The organism is Streptosporangium sp. OZ121 (assembly GCF_051918885.1).
Classification (GTDB): Bacteria; Actinomycetota; Actinomycetes; order Streptosporangiales; family Streptosporangiaceae; genus Streptosporangium.
In genome coordinates, this window is the sequence record NZ_JBPXMC010000010.1 from 25,046 (window position 1) to 42,574 (window position 17,529).

16 protein-coding genes are annotated in these 17,529 nt (G+C 71.9%); 4 read left to right on the forward strand and 12 right to left on the reverse strand.

Annotated elements, in window-relative coordinates; all coding sequences use genetic code 11:
* Positions 1 to 77 precede the first annotated feature (77 nt).
* Positions 78 to 1,097: an ABC transporter substrate-binding protein gene (locus ACTOQ1_RS19490; RefSeq protein WP_440069017.1), complete on the reverse strand. Its 1,020-nt coding sequence runs from the start codon at positions 1,095 to 1,097 to the stop codon at positions 78 to 80.
* A gap of 101 nt (positions 1,098 to 1,198) precedes the next feature.
* Here ACTOQ1_RS19490 and ACTOQ1_RS19495 point away from each other — a divergent pair, with 101 nt between their 5' ends.
* From ACTOQ1_RS19495 to ACTOQ1_RS19505, 3 genes are read left to right on the forward strand one after another with little or no spacing between them, the layout of a single operon-like run.
* Positions 1,199 to 2,251 carry a FecCD family ABC transporter permease gene (locus ACTOQ1_RS19495; protein WP_440069019.1) on the forward strand — a complete coding sequence of 351 codons (1,053 nt, stop codon included), beginning with the start codon at positions 1,199 to 1,201 and terminating at the stop codon, positions 2,249 to 2,251.
* On the forward strand, positions 2,248 to 3,336 hold the full coding sequence (locus ACTOQ1_RS19500; RefSeq protein ID WP_440069020.1) for a FecCD family ABC transporter permease: 1,089 nt from the start codon (positions 2,248 to 2,250) through the stop codon (positions 3,334 to 3,336). The genes ACTOQ1_RS19495 and ACTOQ1_RS19500 overlap by 4 nt, the downstream gene beginning before the upstream one ends.
* Positions 3,333 to 4,130 (forward strand): ABC transporter ATP-binding protein, encoded by a 798-nt coding sequence (locus ACTOQ1_RS19505; protein WP_440069021.1) that lies wholly within the window; start codon positions 3,333 to 3,335, stop codon positions 4,128 to 4,130. The genes ACTOQ1_RS19500 and ACTOQ1_RS19505 overlap by 4 nt, the downstream gene beginning before the upstream one ends.
* A gap of 153 nt (positions 4,131 to 4,283) precedes the next feature.
* Here ACTOQ1_RS19505 and ftsY read toward each other — a convergent pair whose 3' ends face one another.
* Both ftsY and smc read right to left on the reverse strand, forming a co-directional pair.
* Positions 4,284 to 5,474, reverse strand: coding sequence for a signal recognition particle-docking protein FtsY (gene ftsY, locus ACTOQ1_RS19510; RefSeq protein WP_440069023.1), 1,191 nt, complete (start codon positions 5,472 to 5,474; stop codon positions 4,284 to 4,286).
* 220 nt (positions 5,475 to 5,694) lie between these two features.
* A complete protein-coding gene (smc, locus tag ACTOQ1_RS19515) occupies positions 5,695 to 9,390 on the reverse strand; it encodes a chromosome segregation protein SMC (RefSeq protein WP_440069025.1) in 3,696 nt (1,231 codons plus the stop codon).
* A gap of 185 nt (positions 9,391 to 9,575) precedes the next feature.
* Between smc and ACTOQ1_RS19520 the strand changes: the two genes are divergently transcribed.
* Complete coding sequence (locus tag ACTOQ1_RS19520) at positions 9,576 to 10,379, forward strand: alpha/beta hydrolase-fold protein (protein WP_440069026.1); 804 nt, start codon at positions 9,576 to 9,578, stop codon at positions 10,377 to 10,379.
* Positions 10,380 to 10,467: 88 nt separating this feature from the next.
* On the opposite strand, the gene ACTOQ1_RS19525 is transcribed toward ACTOQ1_RS19520, so the two are convergent.
* From ACTOQ1_RS19525 to recG, 9 genes are all read right to left on the reverse strand, one after another.
* Positions 10,468 to 10,662, reverse strand: a complete 195-nt coding sequence (locus tag ACTOQ1_RS19525; RefSeq protein ID WP_344748163.1) for a hypothetical protein — start codon at positions 10,660 to 10,662, stop codon at positions 10,468 to 10,470.
* Positions 10,663 to 10,853: 191 nt separating this feature from the next.
* Entirely contained in the window at positions 10,854 to 11,129 is a 276-nt protein-coding gene (locus ACTOQ1_RS19530; RefSeq protein WP_440069027.1) for an acylphosphatase, read from the reverse strand.
* Complete coding sequence (mutM, locus tag ACTOQ1_RS19535) at positions 11,126 to 11,992, reverse strand: bifunctional DNA-formamidopyrimidine glycosylase/DNA-(apurinic or apyrimidinic site) lyase (protein WP_440069028.1); 867 nt, start codon at positions 11,990 to 11,992, stop codon at positions 11,126 to 11,128. Before mutM ends, ACTOQ1_RS19530 begins: the two co-directional genes overlap by 4 nt.
* Before the next feature lie 49 nt (positions 11,993 to 12,041).
* Positions 12,042 to 12,725 carry a ribonuclease III gene (gene rnc / locus ACTOQ1_RS19540; RefSeq protein WP_440069341.1) on the reverse strand — a complete coding sequence of 228 codons (684 nt, stop codon included), beginning with the start codon at positions 12,723 to 12,725 and terminating at the stop codon, positions 12,042 to 12,044.
* A gap of 264 nt (positions 12,726 to 12,989) precedes the next feature.
* The gene (rpmF, locus tag ACTOQ1_RS19545; RefSeq protein ID WP_012894381.1) at positions 12,990 to 13,169 is read right to left on the reverse strand and encodes a 50S ribosomal protein L32; all 180 of its coding nucleotides are present in this window, start codon (positions 13,167 to 13,169) and stop codon (positions 12,990 to 12,992) included.
* 1 nt (position 13,170) lies between these two features.
* Entirely contained in the window at positions 13,171 to 13,722 is a 552-nt protein-coding gene (locus tag ACTOQ1_RS19550; protein WP_440069030.1) for a YceD family protein, read from the reverse strand.
* Between the two features lie 66 nt (positions 13,723 to 13,788).
* A complete protein-coding gene (coaD, locus tag ACTOQ1_RS19555) occupies positions 13,789 to 14,265 on the reverse strand; it encodes a pantetheine-phosphate adenylyltransferase (RefSeq protein WP_329085210.1) in 477 nt (158 codons plus the stop codon).
* Between the two features lie 15 nt (positions 14,266 to 14,280).
* The gene (rsmD, locus tag ACTOQ1_RS19560) at positions 14,281 to 14,877 is read right to left on the reverse strand and encodes a 16S rRNA (guanine(966)-N(2))-methyltransferase RsmD (RefSeq protein ID WP_440069031.1); all 597 of its coding nucleotides are present in this window, start codon (positions 14,875 to 14,877) and stop codon (positions 14,281 to 14,283) included.
* A gap of 425 nt (positions 14,878 to 15,302) precedes the next feature.
* Positions 15,303 to 17,474: an ATP-dependent DNA helicase RecG gene (recG, locus tag ACTOQ1_RS19565; protein ID WP_440069033.1), complete on the reverse strand. Its 2,172-nt coding sequence runs from the start codon at positions 17,472 to 17,474 to the stop codon at positions 15,303 to 15,305.
* Between the last annotated feature and the right edge of the window lie 55 nt (positions 17,475 to 17,529).

Here is a 17,529-nt window from a genome sequence, read left to right on the forward strand (position 1 = left end):
GCCGTACGGAAGCGCGGGCAGAGGAACGGGCACAGGGTGCCGGGCGGATCGGATTGATCGGACAGATCGGGCGGAGGTCAGGCGGCCCTCGCCGGGTCGACCTCGAAGAACTTCGCCAGGTCGTCGAGGATGGAGTGCGCTCCCTGGATGCCGACGGCGGTCATCCAGGTGGTGTCGTTGACGTCGTGCTTGACGCCCTTGAGCCTGCCCCACAGCGGGTTGGCCTCGAACTTCTCCTTGCCCGAGTCGACCGCCGGGTCCTCGTAGGCCGAGACGAAGATGTGCTCGGCGTCCAGCTGGGAGATGTTCTCCTGGCTGATCGGGACCATGACGGTGTCGGTCACGGTCGGCTGGTCCTCGGGGCGCGGGAAACCGACGTCCTTCAGCACCAGGCCCGAGTAGGAGTTCTCCACGTACAGGCGGACGGTCGGCTCACCCGCGAAACGGGCGACGGAGACGGTGGGCAGCTCGCCGTCCTTCGCCTTGATGGACTCGCCGATCTTGGCGGCGCGGTCCTGGTACTCCTTGAGCTTCCGCTCGGCGACGTCCTCCTTGCCCAGGGCCTCGCCCACGAGCTTGAGGTTGTCCTTCCAGATGGCCCCGGTGGTCTCGCTGAAGACCGTCGGCGCGATCTGCGACAGCTTGTCGTACAGCGCCTCGTGGCGGATCTTGGCGGAGACGATCAGGTCGGGCTTGAGGGCGACGATCCGCTCCAGGCTCGGCTGCTCCAGGGTCCCGACCGACGTGGCCTCCTTGGCGTGGCCGAGGACCGGGGTCAGATACTCGGGAAGCTTGTCCTTCAGCGTCCGGTAACTGGTGAAGCCCACGACGTCGGTCTCCAGGGTCAGCACCGCGTCGACGAAGCTCTGGTCGAGGGCCACGACCCGCTTGGGCTGGGCCGGGATCTCGGTCTCTCCCATGACGTGCTTCACCGTCCGGGGGAACGCCGCAGCGTCGCTCACCGCGGGAGCCGCGGACGCGCCCGCGGTGCCGGAGGTCTCCCCGGCGGTACCGGAGGTGCTCGAACCGCAGGCGGCGAGGCCGCCGGACAGCACCACTCCCGCCACCCCGAGGGCCAGGGCGCGCAACGCTCTCATCTTCATGAATCCTTCCATCAAATTAAGGACAACCTTATTTAGCTTAGCTATACCTAAGCTGACATACTTGCCCCGGGTCCGGTGAGAAAAGAGGAGGTCAGGTGATCAACACGGTGGTCGTCTCGCGGCCCGCCCCCGGCGCGGGTCTCAGAAAGACCCACCGGCGCCGCCTTTTCGTCCTGGCCGGATTGCTCGCCGTCCTCGTGGTGGCGGTCGCGCTGAGCCTCGCGTCCGGCGCCAAACCGGTCCCTCCCGGCGACGTCTGGCACGCGCTCACCGGCCCCACCGGCACCGAGAACGACATCGTCGTCCGATCGCTGCGGATCCCCAGGACCGCCATCGGCGTCATGGCCGGGATCGCCCTCGGCGTCGCGGGCGCCCTCATGCAGGGCCACACCCGCAACCCGCTGGCCGACCCGGGCCTGCTCGGCGTCACCCAGGGGGCGGCGTTCGCGATGGTCCTCAGCATCATCGTCCTGGGCGTCACCACCCCGTACGGCTACATCTGGTTCGGTCTCACCGGGGCCCTCCTCGCCAGCGCGGGGGTGTTCGCCCTCGGCATGGCCGGCGGCAGGGGCGGCCCCACCCCGGTGACCCTCGCCCTCGCGGGCACCGCGGTCAGCGCGTTCCTGTACGGGCTCACCTCGGCGCTGGTCCTCCTGGACGAGCAGGCCATGGACGTCTTCCGCTTCTGGCAGTCGGGCTCCATCGCGGCCAGGGGCGCGGACGTGGCCTGGCAGGTGCTCCCCTTCATCGCCGTCGGCCTGGTCCTGGCCCTGGCCAACGCGCCCGGCCTGAACGCGCTCTCCCTCGGCGAGGACGTCGCCCGCGCGCTCGGCCAGAACATCACCCTGACCCGCACCGTCGGCATCGCCGCCATCACCCTGCTCAGCGGCGCCTCCGTGGCGGCCTGCGGCGCGCTGGCCTTCATCGGCCTGGTCGTGCCGCACCTGACCCGGCCGCTCTCGGGCCCCGACCACCGCTGGCTGCTGCCGTACTCGGGCCTGGCGGGCGCCGCCGCCCTGCTCCTCGCCGACGTCATCGGCCGCGTGGTGGCCTTCCCCGGTGAACTGGAGGTGGGCGTGGTCCTCGCCCTCGTCGGGGCGCCGTTCTTCATCATTCTGGTACGACGCAGGAAGCCGGTGCGGCTGTGACCACCTCCACCGCGCCCTCGTCGAGGCCGTCCGCCGAAAGGCGGGCGCTGCGCGTCGGCCCCGCCTCCTGGCCGCTCCGGCCCCGCTCCACCGTCGCGGCGCTGGTCCTGCTGGTCACCACGGCGCTGTTCATGGCGCTCAACATGCGGCTCGGCGACATCCCGATGAGCGTCCTCGACGTCCTGCGCGCGGTCACCGGCGACGGGCCCGACCATTTCGTGATCATGGAGCTCCGGCTCCCCCGCGCGCTGACCGGCGCCCTCGTCGGCGCGGCGCTCGCCCTGGCCGGGGCGATCACCCAGGCCATCGCCCGCAACCCGCTGGCCAGCCCCGACATCCTGGGCGTCACCACCGGCGCCAGCGTGACCGTGGTCGCGGTCATCGTGGCGGCGGGAAACACCTGGGGCGGCACCAGCGGCGCCCTCGCCGAGGTGGGCGTCCCCCTCGTGGCCCTGCTGGGCGGCCTGGCCGGCGCGCTCGCCGTCTACCTGCTGGCCTGGCGCAACGGCCTGGACGGCTACCGGCTGGTCCTGGTCGGCATCGGCGTCTCGGCCGTCTGCACCAACCTCAAGTACTGGCTGCTGACCGTCGGCGACGTCAACGACAGCAGCCGGGCCCTGGTCTGGATCAGCGGCTCGCTGCACGGCCGGGGCTGGGAGCACGTGGTTCCGGTCGCGCTCGCGCTCGCCGTCCTCGTCCCGGCGACACTGCTCGGCACCCGCTCGCTGGGCGTGCTGCGCTTCGGCGACGACACCGTGACCGGCCTGGGCGTAAGGATGAACCTCGCCAGGGGTGTGCTCATCCTCGCGGCCGTGCTGCTCGCGGCGACGGCGACCGCCTCGGCCGGGCCGATCACGTTCGTCGCCCTGGCCGCCCCGCAGATCGCGCTGCGCCTGGCGGGAGTGGCGCAGCCGCCGCTGGTCGTCTCGGCCCTCACGGGCGCGGCCCTCACCACCGGCGCCGACCTGGTCTCCCGGACCGCGTTCACCCCGATCGAGCTGCCGGTGGGCGTGGTCACCGCGGTCCTCGGCGCCCCGTACCTGATCTATCTCCTCGTCCGCGTGCGCAGAGAGGCCCGCCAGTGAGACTGCAAGCCGTCGACGTCAGCCTGGGGTACGGGGACCGCGTGGTCGTCGACGGTCTCGACCTCGGGATCGAGGCAGGGACGGTGACCACGATCATCGGGCCGAACGGGTGCGGCAAGTCCACGCTGCTGCGCGCCCTGGGGCGGCTGCTCAAGCCGTCGGGCGGCGAGGTGCTGCTCGACGGCAGGCGCATCGACAGGATGCCCTCCAAGGAGGTCGCCAGGGTCCTGGGCGTGCTGCCGCAGGCCCCGTCGGCACCCGAGGGCCTGACCGTCGCCGACCTGGTCGCCAGGGGACGGCACCCGCACCAGACCTGGTACCGCCAGTGGTCCTCCGACGACGAGTCCGCGGTCGGCGAGGCCCTGGCCATGACCGGCCTGCTCGACCTGGGCGACCGCCCGCTGGACGAGCTGTCCGGCGGGCAACGGCAGCGGGCGTGGATCTCCATGGCCCTCGCCCAGGGCACCGACCTGCTGCTCCTCGACGAGCCGACGACCTTCCTCGACCTGGCCCACCAGATCGAGGTGCTGGAGCTGGTGCGCAGGCTCCACGGGGAGCTCGACCGCACCGTGGTGATGGTCCTGCACGACCTCAACCTCGCCGCCCGCTACACCGACCGTCTGGTGGCCATGCGGGACGGCAAGGTCGTCGCCGCGGGGCCTCCGGCCGAGGTGCTCACCGAGGCCCTGCTGGCGGAGGTCTTCGAACTGGACGCGAAGGTCATCGAGGACCCGGTGGCCGGTACCCCGCTGGTCATCCCCATCGGCACCCTGTCCCAGCAGCCCTCGCGCTGACCCGTCCCACATCCGTCCGGGGGCGTCCGCCGGGGCGGGACCCATCCGTACCGCCCGCGAGCCCGCGCGTCCGCCCGAGCCGACGGCGACGGCGGCGACGGCGACGGCGACGGCGGGACGAGCGGGACGGTACGGACTCAGTCTCCTGCGGACTCAGTCTCCGAGGAGCGCGTCCACGAAGACCTCGGGGTCGAACGGCGCCAGGTCGTCGGGGCCCTCACCGAGACCCACCAGCTTGACCGGGACGCCCAGCTCGCGCTGGACGGAGATGATGATGCCGCCCTTGGCGGTGCCGTCGAGCTTGGTCAGGGCGATACCGGTGATGTTGACGACCTCGGCGAACACCTGGGCCTGGCGCATCCCGTTCTGGCCGGTGGTGGCGTCGAGGACGAGCAGGACCTCGTCGACCGTGGCCTTCTTCTCGATGACACGCTTGACCTTGCCGAGCTCGTCCATCAGACCGGTCTTGGTGTGCAGCCGCCCCGCGGTGTCGACGATCACCACGTCGGCCTTCTCGCTGATGCCCTCGGCCACGGCGTCGAAGGCCACCGAGGCGGGGTCGCCGCCCTCGGGTCCGCGTACGACCGCGGCCCCGACCCGGTCTCCCCAGGTCTGCAGCTGGTCGGCTGCGGCGGCGCGGAAGGTGTCGGCGGCGCCCAGCACGACCTTGCCGCCGTCACCGATGAGGACGCGTGCCAGCTTGCCGGTGGTGGTGGTCTTGCCGGTGCCGTTGACGCCGACCACGAGGACCACCGCGGGACGCTCGCCGTGCGGCGTGACGTGCAGCGTACGGTCCATGTCGGCGCCGATCTGGACGAGCAGCTGCTCCCTGAGCAGGGCGCGCGCCTCCTCGGGCGTCCGGCTGCCCAGCACCTTCACCCGGGTGCGCAGTTCCTCGACCATCGCCCTGGTCGGCGTGACGCCGACGTCGGCGGTGATCAGGGTCTCCTCGATCTCGTCCCAGGCGTCGTCGTCCAGACGGTCGCGGGAGAGCAGTTCCAGGAGCCCCTTGCCCAGCGTGCTCTGTGACCGGGCCAGGCGGGCGCGGAGCCGCACCATCCGTCCGGCGGACGGCGGCGGAACCTCGATCACCGGGGCGACGACGGTGACCTCCGCCGGCTCCACCGGCTTGGCCGGCGGCGGCACGGTGGTCGTCGACGCGTCGTCGTCGACGACCGTGCCCCGGCCCGGGGCCTGCGCCTCCTTGGGGATCGACGGCGCCTGTGGCGGTTCGACCCGCGGCGGCGCGGTCTTGCCCCCCGACCTGAACAGCAGGAGCATGCCGCCCGCCGCCAACAGGGCGATGACGACGATGATCGCGATTATGCCGAGATAGGCTTCCACAAGAGCACAGTTTTCCAGACGCCCCGGGATGCTCCGACACCCCGGTGCTCCGGACCGGCTCGCGGTCTCTCACCAGCGGCCACCACTCGGTCTCGCGAAGCGGCGCCCCCCGAAGAACCGCCCCCTCGCGAACCCGCGAACTCCCGCTCCCCCGAAGATCCGCCTCCCCCGGGAAGCGTCGCGGATCCCGAACCCCGAGGCCCCCGGCCCCCTCGACGGCTCAGACGGACTCGTGTTCCCTCAGGCGCTGGCTGATGACCTGGGTGACGCCGTCCCCGCGCATCGACACGCCGTACAGCGCGTCGGCGATCTCCATGGTGCGCTTCTGGTGGGTGATGATGATGATCTGCGAGGTCTGCCGGAGCTCCTCGAAGAGGGTGAGCAGGCGCTGGGTGTTGGTGTCGTCCAGCGCGGCCTCGACCTCGTCCATCACGTAGAACGGCGAGGGGCGCGCCTTGAAGATGGACACGAGGAACGCCACCGCGGTCAGCGACCGCTCGCCGCCCGACAGCAGCGACAGGCGCTTGACCTTCTTGCCCGGTGGCCGGGCCTCGACCTCGACGCCGGTGGTCAGCATGTTCTCGGGGTCGGTGAGCAGCAGCCTGCCCTCGCCGCCGGGGAACACCCGCGTGAAGATCGTCTCGAACTCGCGGGCCACGTCCGCGAAGGCGGCGCCGAAGACCTGCTCGACCCGGTCGTCGACCTCCTTGACCACCAGCAGCAGGTCGCGACGGGTCTTCTTGAGGTCCTCCAGCTGCGAGGTGAGGAACGAGTGCCGCTCCTCCAGCGCCGCGAACTCCTCCAGCGCGAGCGGGTTGACTTTGCCGAGCTGGGCCATCTGGCGGTCGGCCGCCCTGGCCCGCTTGAGCTGCTCGTCGCGGTCGTAGGGGACGGGATCGCCGTCGGCCGTCGGGATCGGCTCGCCGGGACCGTACTCGGCGATGAGGGTGTCGGCCTCGACGCCGTACTCCTCCACCGCCCGGCCCTCCAACTGCTCCAGCCGGAGCCGCTGCTCGGTACGGGCCACCTCGCTGCCGTGCGCCCGGTTGACCAGCTTGTCCAGCTCGCCGGAGAGTTCCCGGACACGGATCCTGACGGCCTTGAGAGAGGCGTCGATCTGCCCGCGCGCCCGATCGGCCTCGTCGCGCTCGCCGGCGGCGGCCCCCAGGGAGGTCTCCAGCGCGCGTAGCGCCTGCTCGGCGCCCTGGACGACCGCCTGGGCCGTCCGGGCCTGCCTGCGCCGCCACTCGCGGCGCTCGGCCGCCCTGGAACGCTCCTCGCGCTCACGCTCGGCGGCGCGCGTCAGCTCGTCGGCCCGGCCCTCGATGCCCCTGACCCGCTCCTCCGCCGTCCGCACGGCGAGGCGGACCTCCATCTCGTCCTGCCTGGCCGTCGCGCAGATCTCGGCGAGCTCGTCGCGGAGATCGGTGGTGGGCTCGGTCTCCAGCTCCTCGGAGCCGACGGCCGCGGCGAGCCGCTCCTCCAGCTCGGCGAGACCGGCCGCGTCACGGTCGCGCGCCTCCTCGGCGGCCCGTACGCCCCTGGCCAGGCGCTCGCACTCGTCGCGGGCCGCCTTGGCGGCGGCGCCCAGCCGGGCGAGCCGCTTGGCCACCGCGGCGACCTGCTGGTCGGCGTCACGCTGCCTCGCCCTGACCCGGTCCAGGGCGGCCTGTGCCGCGTTGACCCCGGCCTGCGCGTTCTGCACGCCCGTCTGGGCCTCGGCGACCCGCGCCTGGGCGGTCTCGACCGCGAGCTGCGCCTCCGCCTCGGCCTCGGCGGTCTCCTCCAGCTCCGTTCCCGCCAGCTCGGCGGCGACCCTGGCCTCGGCCAGGTCGGCGACGGCCTCGTCGAGGGCGGCCCGCATCTGGAGCACGGAGGTGCCGCCCGCCGAGCCTCCCCCGGCGGTGTGGGTGCCCAGAAGGTCGCCGGACCGGGTGACGGCCCGCAGCGCGGGGCGCTGCTCGACCGCCTTCCTCGCGGTCGCGAGATCGTCCACGACCAGCACGTCCGCGAGCAGGTGGGTGGCGGCGGCCCGCAGCTCGGCGGAGACCGTGACCAGGTCGATCGCCCACTCGGCTCCGGCCAGCGGCACCGGGCCCGGCGAGCCCGCCGCGCCCGCGCCCGCCCCGGCCGAGGCGATGACGAGGGTGGCGTGGCCGCCGTCGTTGCCCCTGAGGAACTCGATCGCGTCGGCGGCGCTCTGCAGCGACTCCACGGCGACGGCCTCAGCCGCGGCCCCGAGCACGGCCGCGACGGCCACCTCGGCACCGGGCCGCACGGACAGCATCGTCGCCACCGGGCCGAGCACCCCGGCCAGGTCGGCGGCGAGCAGCGCGGCGGCGCCGTCGGCGCCACCGGCCAGGCCCATCTCCAGCGCCTCGAACCTGGCCTCGAGAGCGGCCACCCGGCGCTGCGCCTGCTGATCGGTCTTGCGGGCGGCGGCGAGGGCGGCCCGAGCGGCGCCGAGCGCGGAGTTGGGGCCCGCGACGGCCGCCTTGGCCTCCTCGACCCCGGCCCTGGCCGACTCGACGGACTCCCGGGCCTGCTCGACCGTCTCCAGGGCGATCTCCAGCTCCTCGGCGAGGGCGGGGTCGGCGGACGGCTCGGCACGTTCCTGGCCGTCGTGCTCGGCCTGGGCCTCCTCGGCGCGCTGCTCGGCCTCCTCCAGCGAACGCCGCAGCCTGCCGATCTCCTCCTCGGCGGCCCCCGCCCGGCTGCGCGCGGCGCCGACCTGGCCCCTCAGCCTGGCCAGGCCCTCGCGCCGGTCCGCGGCGGCCCTCGCCTCCGCGGCCAGCCTCCGCTCCTCGGCGGCGAGCGCGGCCTCGGTCTCGGCGCGCCGGGCCACCGCTCCGGCGAGCGACTCCCGCTCCCCTTCGAGCAGCTCGGCCAGGACCCGCTCCTGCTCGCGGACCTCCTCGGCCTCGCGCTCGAAGTCCTCGGGGTCGCGCCCGCGCCGCTCCACGGCGGTGTCGGTGGCGTTCCGGTGCCGCTCGGCGGCGAGCCCGGCCAGGCCCCTGAGGCGCTCGCGGAGTGAGGAGAGGCGGAAGAACGCCTCCTGGGCGGCGGCCAGGCGCGGCTGGGCCTCGGCCTCGGCGGCCTCCAGCTCGGACTCGGCGACCTGGCCCTGCTCCAGCTCGACCTCCACCGCGGCGCGGCGGGTAAGGACGGCGGCCTCGTCGGCCATCTCCCGCTCCAGGGTGGTCCGCAGGGTGAGCACGTCGTCGGCGAGCAGCCGGAGCCTGGCGTCGCGCAGGTCGGCCTGGATGACGGCGGCCTTGCGGGCGATCTCGGCCTGGCGGCCCAGCGGTTTGAGCTGGCGGCGCAGCTCGGTGGTGAGGTCCTGGACCCGGGTCATGTTGGCCTGCATGGCGTCGAGCTTCCGCAGCGCCTTCTCCTTGCGCTTGCGGTGCTTCAGGACGCCCGCGGCCTCCTCGATGAACGCCCTGCGCTCCTCGGGCCCCGCGTGCAGCACCTGGTCGAGCTGGCCCTGCCCGACGATGACGTGCATCTCGCGGCCGATGCCGGAGTCGGACAGCAGCTCCTGGATGTCGAGCAGGCGGCAGGTGTCGCCGTTGATGGCGTACTCGCTCTGGCCCGCCCGGAACATCAGGCGGCTGATCGTCACCTCGGTGTAGTCGATCGGGAGCATGCCGTCGGTGTTGTCGATGGTCAGCGTGACCTCGGCGCGTCCCAGCGGGGCCCGCGAGGAGGTGCCGGCGAAGATGACGTCCTCCATCTTGCCGCCGCGCAGCGACTTGGCGCTGTGCTCGCCCATCACCCAGGCCAGGGCGTCGACCACGTTGGACTTGCCGGAGCCGTTGGGGCCGACGACGGCGGTGATGCCCGGTTCGAACCGGAGAGTGGTGGCGGAGGCGAAGGATTTGAACCCGCGCAGGGTAAGGGTCTTGAGATACAACGAAACCCCCCATTCGCGGCGCGGCCGCGCCGGCCGGCGTGTCACACGCCGTGTCCCGGGCGCCGATGAACGCGTCTTGCCTTGTCAGCCCACGGTCAGCCCACGGTCAGCCCACGGCTTCGGTCACGCGGGAAGACTACCGTTCTTCACCCGCGCCCGCCCGCGCACCGCCTATGGTGCCCTGCATGGACGCGGAACGCGGTGGGGGCGAGGCTCCATCACACCCATCGGGCGGCAGGGGTCACCTCAGGCGGCGCGCCTTCCTCGTGGGCGGCGGGCTGGCCGCGCTCGGCCTCGGTGGCGCCGCCCTGGCGGCCGGGCCGGAGGGCTTCCGTGACGCGTACGCCCAGATCGTCTGCGGCGCGGTCCCCGAGCCTCCGGTGACCTCGCCTGGAACGCTCCAGCGCAGCCGGGTCGACCGGCGGCGCGTGATCGTCGGGATGCCGCCGGGGGCGGGTGACGGACTCCCCGTGGTGATCATGCTGCACGGCGCGGCCGGTGACGCTCGCACGCCGTTCGACGTCTACGCGATCGACCGCTACCTGGCCGCGGGCGGCGGGCGCTTCGCGGTGGCCTCCATCGACGACTGGCCCTCCGCCGACATCCCGGGCACGCTGCTGCCGTACCTGAACACGAACGGGATGGACACCGCGAAGATCGGGCTGATGGGCTGGTCCGCCGGGGGCGCCGGGGCACTGAGGCTGGCCGCGGAGCTGGGCCCCGAGCAGGTGGGGGCGGTCGTCGCGGCGTCGCCCACGGTGAGCGCGGCCCAGGCGCCGCTGCGAGAGCTCGTGGACATCCCGGTCTGGCTGGGGTGCGGCGAGCGGGACGCGTGGGCCAGGCAGACCCAGACCATGCTGAAGGGCCTGAAGGCCCTGGGCGCCACGGCCGAAGGAGGGATTACCGAAGGGTGCCAGGACACGGCCTACCGCCGCAGGGTGTTACCCGAGCAGCTGGCCTTCCTGGCACGACATATAGGACGCACGTGACGGCTGTGACAGCTGTGACGTGCGTATCGATATGACAAGGGACGCCCCTACGAGGCGTCCCTGGACAGTGTGTTCCGCCCCGGCCCCGTTAGGTGAGGGCCGGCTCGCGATCCTGCAGACGGTTGAACTCCTCGTCGCGGGTGCCGGCCGCGAGTTCGTCGTTCTGGGCCTGGAGCCGGGTGAGCTCTCCCTCGAGATCACGGATGCGCTGCTGGAGGCGACGCATTTCCGAGACCATACGAGGGTCGGGACCGCCGACGTGGCCGAGTAGAGCCTTCGCCATAGTAAAGGGTCCTCCACGCTGAGTGACCAGACTGGTTCGCGCACTTCTTTACCGCGGGAGGGGTGCGCGTGGTTCTTTATCAAGAGTCGCACCGGTGAGGGAGACGGTCAAGTTGAACGCTCCGGATGGATGCACCAGTAGGCACTCTCGACGGTCAACTATACCTTATTTTGGGCGGTTTGGGGAAGTGGTCAGCGCTCGACAAAACCCTGGAGGCCGTCTTTGGTCTCGCTCCAGCGTTCGACGACCCCGTCGACCCGCCCGGGTGTGCTCCCGCCCCTGAGCAGGTCGAGCAGCGTCGCGCACGACTTCTCCGGGCCCTGCGCGACCACCTCCACCCGGCCGTCGCCGGTGTTGCGCGCCCAGCCGGTCAGGCCGAGTTCGAGCGCCCTGGCACGCGTCCACCAGCGGAAACCCACGCCCTGCACGTGTCCCCTGACCCAGGCCGTCAGCCGTACGTCCGTCATGCCACGCCCCCTCTCGGCCTGGGCTGGCAGCGGGGGCAACTGTAGGAGGAACGGTTCATGAACGACTCGCGGACGATCGGGGTGCCGCACCGGGGGCAGGGCTCGTCGCGCCGACCGTAAACCGCGAGGGAACGGTCGAAGTAACCGCTCTCGCCATTGACATTCACGTAAAGACTGTCGAAGGATGTGCCGCCCTCGGACAGGGCGGCGGACATCACCTCCCGGGCCGCGGCCAGCAGCTCGGCCACCTTCGGCCGGGTCAGTGTCGCGGTGGGACGGGAGCCGTGCAGCCCGGCCCGCCAGAGGGCCTCGTCGGCGTAGATGTTGCCGACACCGCTGATCAGTGACTGGTCCAGGAGCGCCCGCTTGACCTCGGTCTGGCGGGCGCGCAGCCGGTGGGCGAAGCCGTCGTCGTCGAAGTTCTTCTCGAACGGGTCGGCGGCGATGTGCGCGATCGGCTCGGGCACCGCCCGGCCACCGGCCTGCGTCATGCCGGTCACCAGCACGTGGCCGAAGGTCCGCTGGTCGACGAAGCGCAGCTCGGGACCGCCGTCGGTGAAGCCGATCCGGACCCGCAGGTGCCTCTCCGGCGCCGAGCCCGGCTCCACGACCAGCAGCTGGCCGCTCATCCCCAGGTGCGCCAGGATCGCGTCGGAGCCGCCCAGGGGCAGCCAGAGGTATTTGCCCCTGCGCTCGGCGGGACCGACCGCGCGGCCCTCCATGCGGGCGGAGAACTCCACGGCGCCGGGGACGTGCCGCCTGATCGCCCTCGGGTGGAGCACCTCGGCTCGGGCGACGACCCGGCCGGAGACCCACCGCTCCAGGCCGCGGCGTACCACCTCGACCTCCGGCAGCTCGGGCATGCGTCCCTCCTCGAACGACTCGGGCGACTCGAACGACTCGGCCGGCCGGTCAGCCGGCCTCGCGCCTCTCGCGGTTGTCGCGGATGCGGTTCCAGGCGGCCTCGGCGGCCTGCTGCTCGGCTTCCTTCTTCGAGCGCCCGGATCCCGAGCCGTACGCCTCGCCGCCGACGCGGACGACCGCGGTGAAGGACTTGGCGTGGTCGGGGCCGCTCTCCTCGACATGGTATTCGGGCACGCCGAGCGACTCGGACGCGGTGAGCTCCTGCAGGGAGGTCTTCCAGTCGAGCCCGGCGCCGAGCGAGGCGGATCGGGTGATGAGCGGGTCGAAGAGCAGGTGGACGACGCGGAACGCCTCGTCCAGGCCCCTGTTCACGTAGACCGCGCCGATGAGCGCCTCGAGGGTGTCGGCGAGGATCGAGGACTTGTCGCGACCCCCCGTACCCTCCTCGCCCCGGCCCAGCCGCAGGAAGCGGCCCAGGCCCAGCGAGCGGGCCACGTCGGCGAGGGCGCGCATGTTGACCACCGCGGCCCTGAGCTTGGCCAGCTGCCCCTCGGGCAGGTCCGGGTGGTTGCGGTAGAGGGTGTCGGTGACGACCAGGCCGAGCACCGAGTCGCCGAGGAACTCCAGGCGCTCGTTGGTCGGCAGGCCGCCGTTCTCGTACGCGTAGGAGCGGTGCGTCAGCGCCCGCTCCAGGATGGCGACGTCAAGGCGCACCAGAAGAAGGCGCTCCAGCTCTTCCTTGACGAACTCGACGGCGACAGGCTTGACGCTCGTACCCACGGCTTCTCCTCGCACGTTCTCTCAGCGAATGCGCGATGGCGAAGGAAGGAACGAGAGATGCCCGAAGATGTGGTGGGCGCCGGGAGGGCACGCGTTCTACCGCGAACCCCGGCGTCCACCACAGCCGCGGGCGGACCGCCATCGCAGGGGGTGCAGACGGTGACGCCGACCGGGGCCCGTGGAGGACCCGGCCGGCATCCGTCGGTCAGAATGCGATCAGGCGGAGGGCTCGATCACCTGACGGCGGTTGTAAGTGCCGCAGGTCGGACACGCCACGTGCGGACGCTTCGGCGAGCGGCACTGGGGGCAGCTCACGAGCGAAACCGCGGCGGCCTTCCACTGCGACCTGCGGGAGCGAGTATTGCTCCGCGACATCTTGCGCTTGGGGACAGCCACGTCAGCTCTCCTGATCGTTGTTATGTTCCGGAATCAGACCTTGCAGCTTCGCCCAGCGGGCGTCGACAACCTCGTGGCCGTGGTCAGGCTCGGCATCGGCCAGCCTGACCCCGCACTCCACGCAGAGCCCGGTGCAGTCTTCGCTGCAGACCGGGCTCAACGGCAGTGTGAGCACCACCGCGTCGCGAAACACGGGTTCGAGGTCGAGAAGCTCACCGTCGAGAAGCGAGTCACTCTCGGCAGCATCCTCTGCCGAGTAGAAGAACAGCTCCTGGAAGTCCACCTCGGTTCGTGAGATGACCGGTTCCAGGCAGCGTGCGCACTCCCCCCGCAGCGGGGCTTGCGCAGTGCCCGTGACGAGCACACCCTCCATGACCGCCTCAAGCCGGATGTCCAGCTCGACGTCGGCGTCCTTGGGGACGCCGATCATGTCGACGCCGATGTCCGCCGGTGCCGGGAGAGCGAGATTCATCCTGCGCATCGACCCTGGTCGCCGCCCCAGGTCATGGGTCGAGATCACCCATGGGGCTCGGGGGTCAAGGTGCTGAGTCATTCCGCTCTCATTAGGCATGGCGCATCATCGCCGTCGTGCAAGGCCGAAATAAGAGAATAGCAGGGCCTAGCCCCTGAGCCGTTCGACCAGGAGTTCCTGCACAAGATCAGGTACCAGCCCGGCCACGTTCCCGCCGTACTTGACGATCTCCTTGATCCGGCTGGACGACAGGAAGGAGACCTCGGGGCCGGTGGCCATGAAGAGGGTCTCCACCCCGGACATCCGGTAGTTGAGCTGCGCCATCTGGAGCTCGTAGTCGAAGTCGCTGACCGCGCGCAGGCCCTTCACGATGGCGGGGATCTCCTGCTGCCTGCAGTAGTCGACCAGGAGGCCGTGGAACTTGTCCACGCGGACGTTCCCGTACTCCTTGGTGACCGTCTGGAGCGTCTGGATGCGCTCCTCCACCGTGAACAGGCTCTTCTTCTCGATATTGATCAGTACGGCCACGACGACCTCGTCGTACTGCCGGGAAGCCCGGCCGATGATGTCCAGATGACCGTTCGTGACGGGATCGAACGATCCCGGACAGACAACGCGACGCAAGGCGGACCCCCTGCTCTAAGGATTCCCGGCGGCGCGACCGTACCAAACGGACGCTTCGCCATAACGACGGACCCTCTCCTCTTCGTACCCCGGGGGCCAGACCAGATCCTTGCCTCTGCTCTCCCGCTCCACGGCGACCAGCGCGTCCTCGGCCAGCCAGCCCCGGTCGCGCAGCAGCCCGAGCACCGTCTCCACCTCCTCGGCGCCCAGCGCGTACGGCGGGTCGGCGAGGACGAGGTCGTACGGTTCCCCGGTGGTTCCGGTGTCCCCGGGGCCGCCGGGGCCTCTGGCGAGCAGCCGCTCCACCCGGTCGGCGGCGACCTCCGCCCCCGGAAGGCCCAGCGAGGCCACGTTCTGCCTGATCGTCCGGATCGCCCTGGCGTCCGACTCCACGAGAAGCGCGTGGCCGGCGCCCCGGGAGAGCGCCTCGAGCCCGAGCGCCCCGGAGCCCGCGTAGAGGTCGAGCACCCGGCACCCTTCCAGCGGGCCGATCAGCGACCCCACGGTGGAGAAGATCCCCTCCCTGGCCCGGTCGCTGGTGGGGCGTGTCCCCCGTCCCGGCGGCACGGCCAGCCGCCGTCCTCCTGCGCTTCCCGCGATGACTCGGCTCACCCGGCCATCCTCTCAGTGCCGTTTCAGTGCCGGTCCCGCCGCCGTCCGCGCTCCCGTCCCGAGGGCGTCGTGCGCAGCACCGGCGTGTCGCGACGCATCACATAACCGCAGGTCAAAAGGGTCCTGGTAGGTGATCTAGGTCAAGAGTGGGCAAGGAGTGGCGACGAAAGCGTAAGGGTCGTTCCGTCCGGTGCCGGTCCCTTGCATGATGATTCCTGCGGCCTCCAAGTGACCCAGGGGGAGGCCGACCGGCGTGATCGTGAGCCCTTCCGCACGCCGGTGCTCTCGGCACCTGACCCGGGAGTGGGCCCAAGCGGGGACGGCATTCGGGGGGAGGCCGTCCCCGCAGTTGGGCACCGGGACCGAGATCCCCGCCGGGCACCGCGGACAGCCGTTCCGGCCGGGCACCTCGCGACCTCGTTCCGTCAGGTCTTCTCCAGGTACTCGGCGCGCTCGTCCGCGAGAAGCCTGTCGATCTCCGCGCGGAGCACGGGATGCTTCGCCAGCTCGGGGTCGGCCTCCAGCATGGTCTCGGCGTCCAGGCGCGCGGCGTGGATGACGTCCTCGTCGCGAAGGAGCCTGAGCATCTTCAGTGACGATCTGCGCCCCGACTGGGCCACACCGAGCACATCACCCTCCCTGCGCTGCTCCAGGTCGACACGGGACAGCTCGAAGCCGTCCAGGGTGGCCGCCACGGCGTCGAGCCGCGCCCTCGCCGGCGTGCCCCCCGGGGAGTCGGTCACCAGCAGGCACAGCCCGGGCAGGCCGCCGCGCCCGACCCGGCCACGGAGCTGGTGGAGCTGGGAGACGCCGAACCGGTCGGCGTCCATGATGACCATGACCGAGGAGTTGGGGACGTCGACGCCGACCTCGATGACCGTGGTCGCCACCAGCACGTCGATCTCTCCCCGGGTGAAGGCCTTCATCACCGCCTCCTTCTCCTCCGGCGGGAGCTTGCCGTGGAGCACCTCCGTACGAAGCCCGTGCAGCGGCCCCTGCGCGAGCGTCTCGGCCACGTCGAGCACCGCCAGCGGCGGCCTGCGCTCGTCGTCGGCCTTCGACATGTCGCCCTCGTCGCCCTCCAGGTCGCCGATGCGCGGGCACACGACGTAGGCCTGGCGGCCCAGCTCGATCTCCTCGCGCAGCCGCGTCCAGGCCCGGTCGAGGAAGTGCGGCTTCTCCGCGGCGGGGACCACGTGCGTGGTGATCGGAGCACGGCCCGAGGGCAGCTGGGAGAGCGTGGAGACCGTGAGGTCGCCGAAGACCGTCATGGCGACGGTGCGGGGGATGGGCGTGGCGGTCATGACGAGCACGTGCGGACGGCCGCCCCCGGCCTTCTCGCGGAGCGCGTCGCGCTGCTCGACGCCGAACCGGTGCTGCTCGTCGACCACGACCAGGCCGAGGTCGGCGAACTGGACGCGTTCCTGCAGGACCGCGTGGGTGCCGACGACGATGCCCGCCGCGCCCGAGGCCGCGTCGAGCATGGCCGAGCGGCGGGCCGCGGCGCCCAGCGAGCCGGTCAGCAGGGCGACCGCGGTGCCGCCGAACATGCCGCCGGTGGCCAGGTCCCCGAGCATGGCCGAGATCGACCGGTGGTGCTGCTGGGCGAGCACCTCGGTGGGGGCCAGCAGCACTGCCTGTCCCCCGGCGTCGACCACCTGGAGCATCGCCCGCAGCGCGACGACGGTCTTGCCCGCGCCGACCTCGCCCTGGAGCAGCCGGTGCATGGGGTGGGGCAGCGCCAGGTCCGCCGAGATCTCCTCGCCCACGTCGCGCTGGCCCTCGGTGAGCTCGAACGGCAGCCGCCCGTCGAAGTCGGCGAGCAGCCCGCCGGAGATCGCGGGCCGGGGCGTGGCGGGCCAGGAGGCCGCGGCCATCCGGCGCTGCAGCAGCACCGCCTGGAGCAGGAACGCCTCGTCGAACCTGAGCCGCTTGCGCGCCCTGGCCACGTCGGCGTGGTCGCGCGGGCGGTGGATCGCCAGCAGCGCCTCCGACAGGCCGGGAAGCCGGTGGCGGGCGCGCAGCTCCGCGGGGAGGGAGTCGTCGAGCTCGCCCATCGTGTCGAGGACGACGCCCAGCGCCCTGCGGATGGCCCAGGGCGTCACGTCCTTGCCCGCCGGGTAGATCGGCACGAGCGCGGCGGCGAACTCCTCGGCGCCCGTCTCGCTCTCCTCGATCATCTCGAACTCGGGGTGGGAGAGCTGCCACCTGCGTTTCTCGCCCTGGCCGAAGGCGCCGACCTTCCCGGCGAACATGCCGCGCCTGCCCGGCTTCAGCCGCGTCTCCGCGATGTGGGACGTCTTCCCGAAGAACGACAGGTAGATCTTGCTGCCCCGGGCGTCGACGACCTCGACCTCCAGCCAGGTGCCGCCCTTGTTGCGCATCGGCCTGCGCATCGCCCTGGTGACCTCGCCCACCACGGTGACGTGGTCGTCGACCCGCAGGTCGTCGAGATCGGTCAGCTCGCCCCGCTCGGCGTAGCGCCGCGGGTAGTGCCGCAGCAGGTCGCCGACGGTGCGCAGGTCGAGAACGCTCTCCAGCAGCTTGGCCGTCTTGGGGTCAAGCGCCTTCGCCAGCGGCTCGTCGAAGCTCGTCACCCCCGTTTTCTACCGTGCCCGGGTGACAGATTTCACCAGCCACGGCGTACCCGGC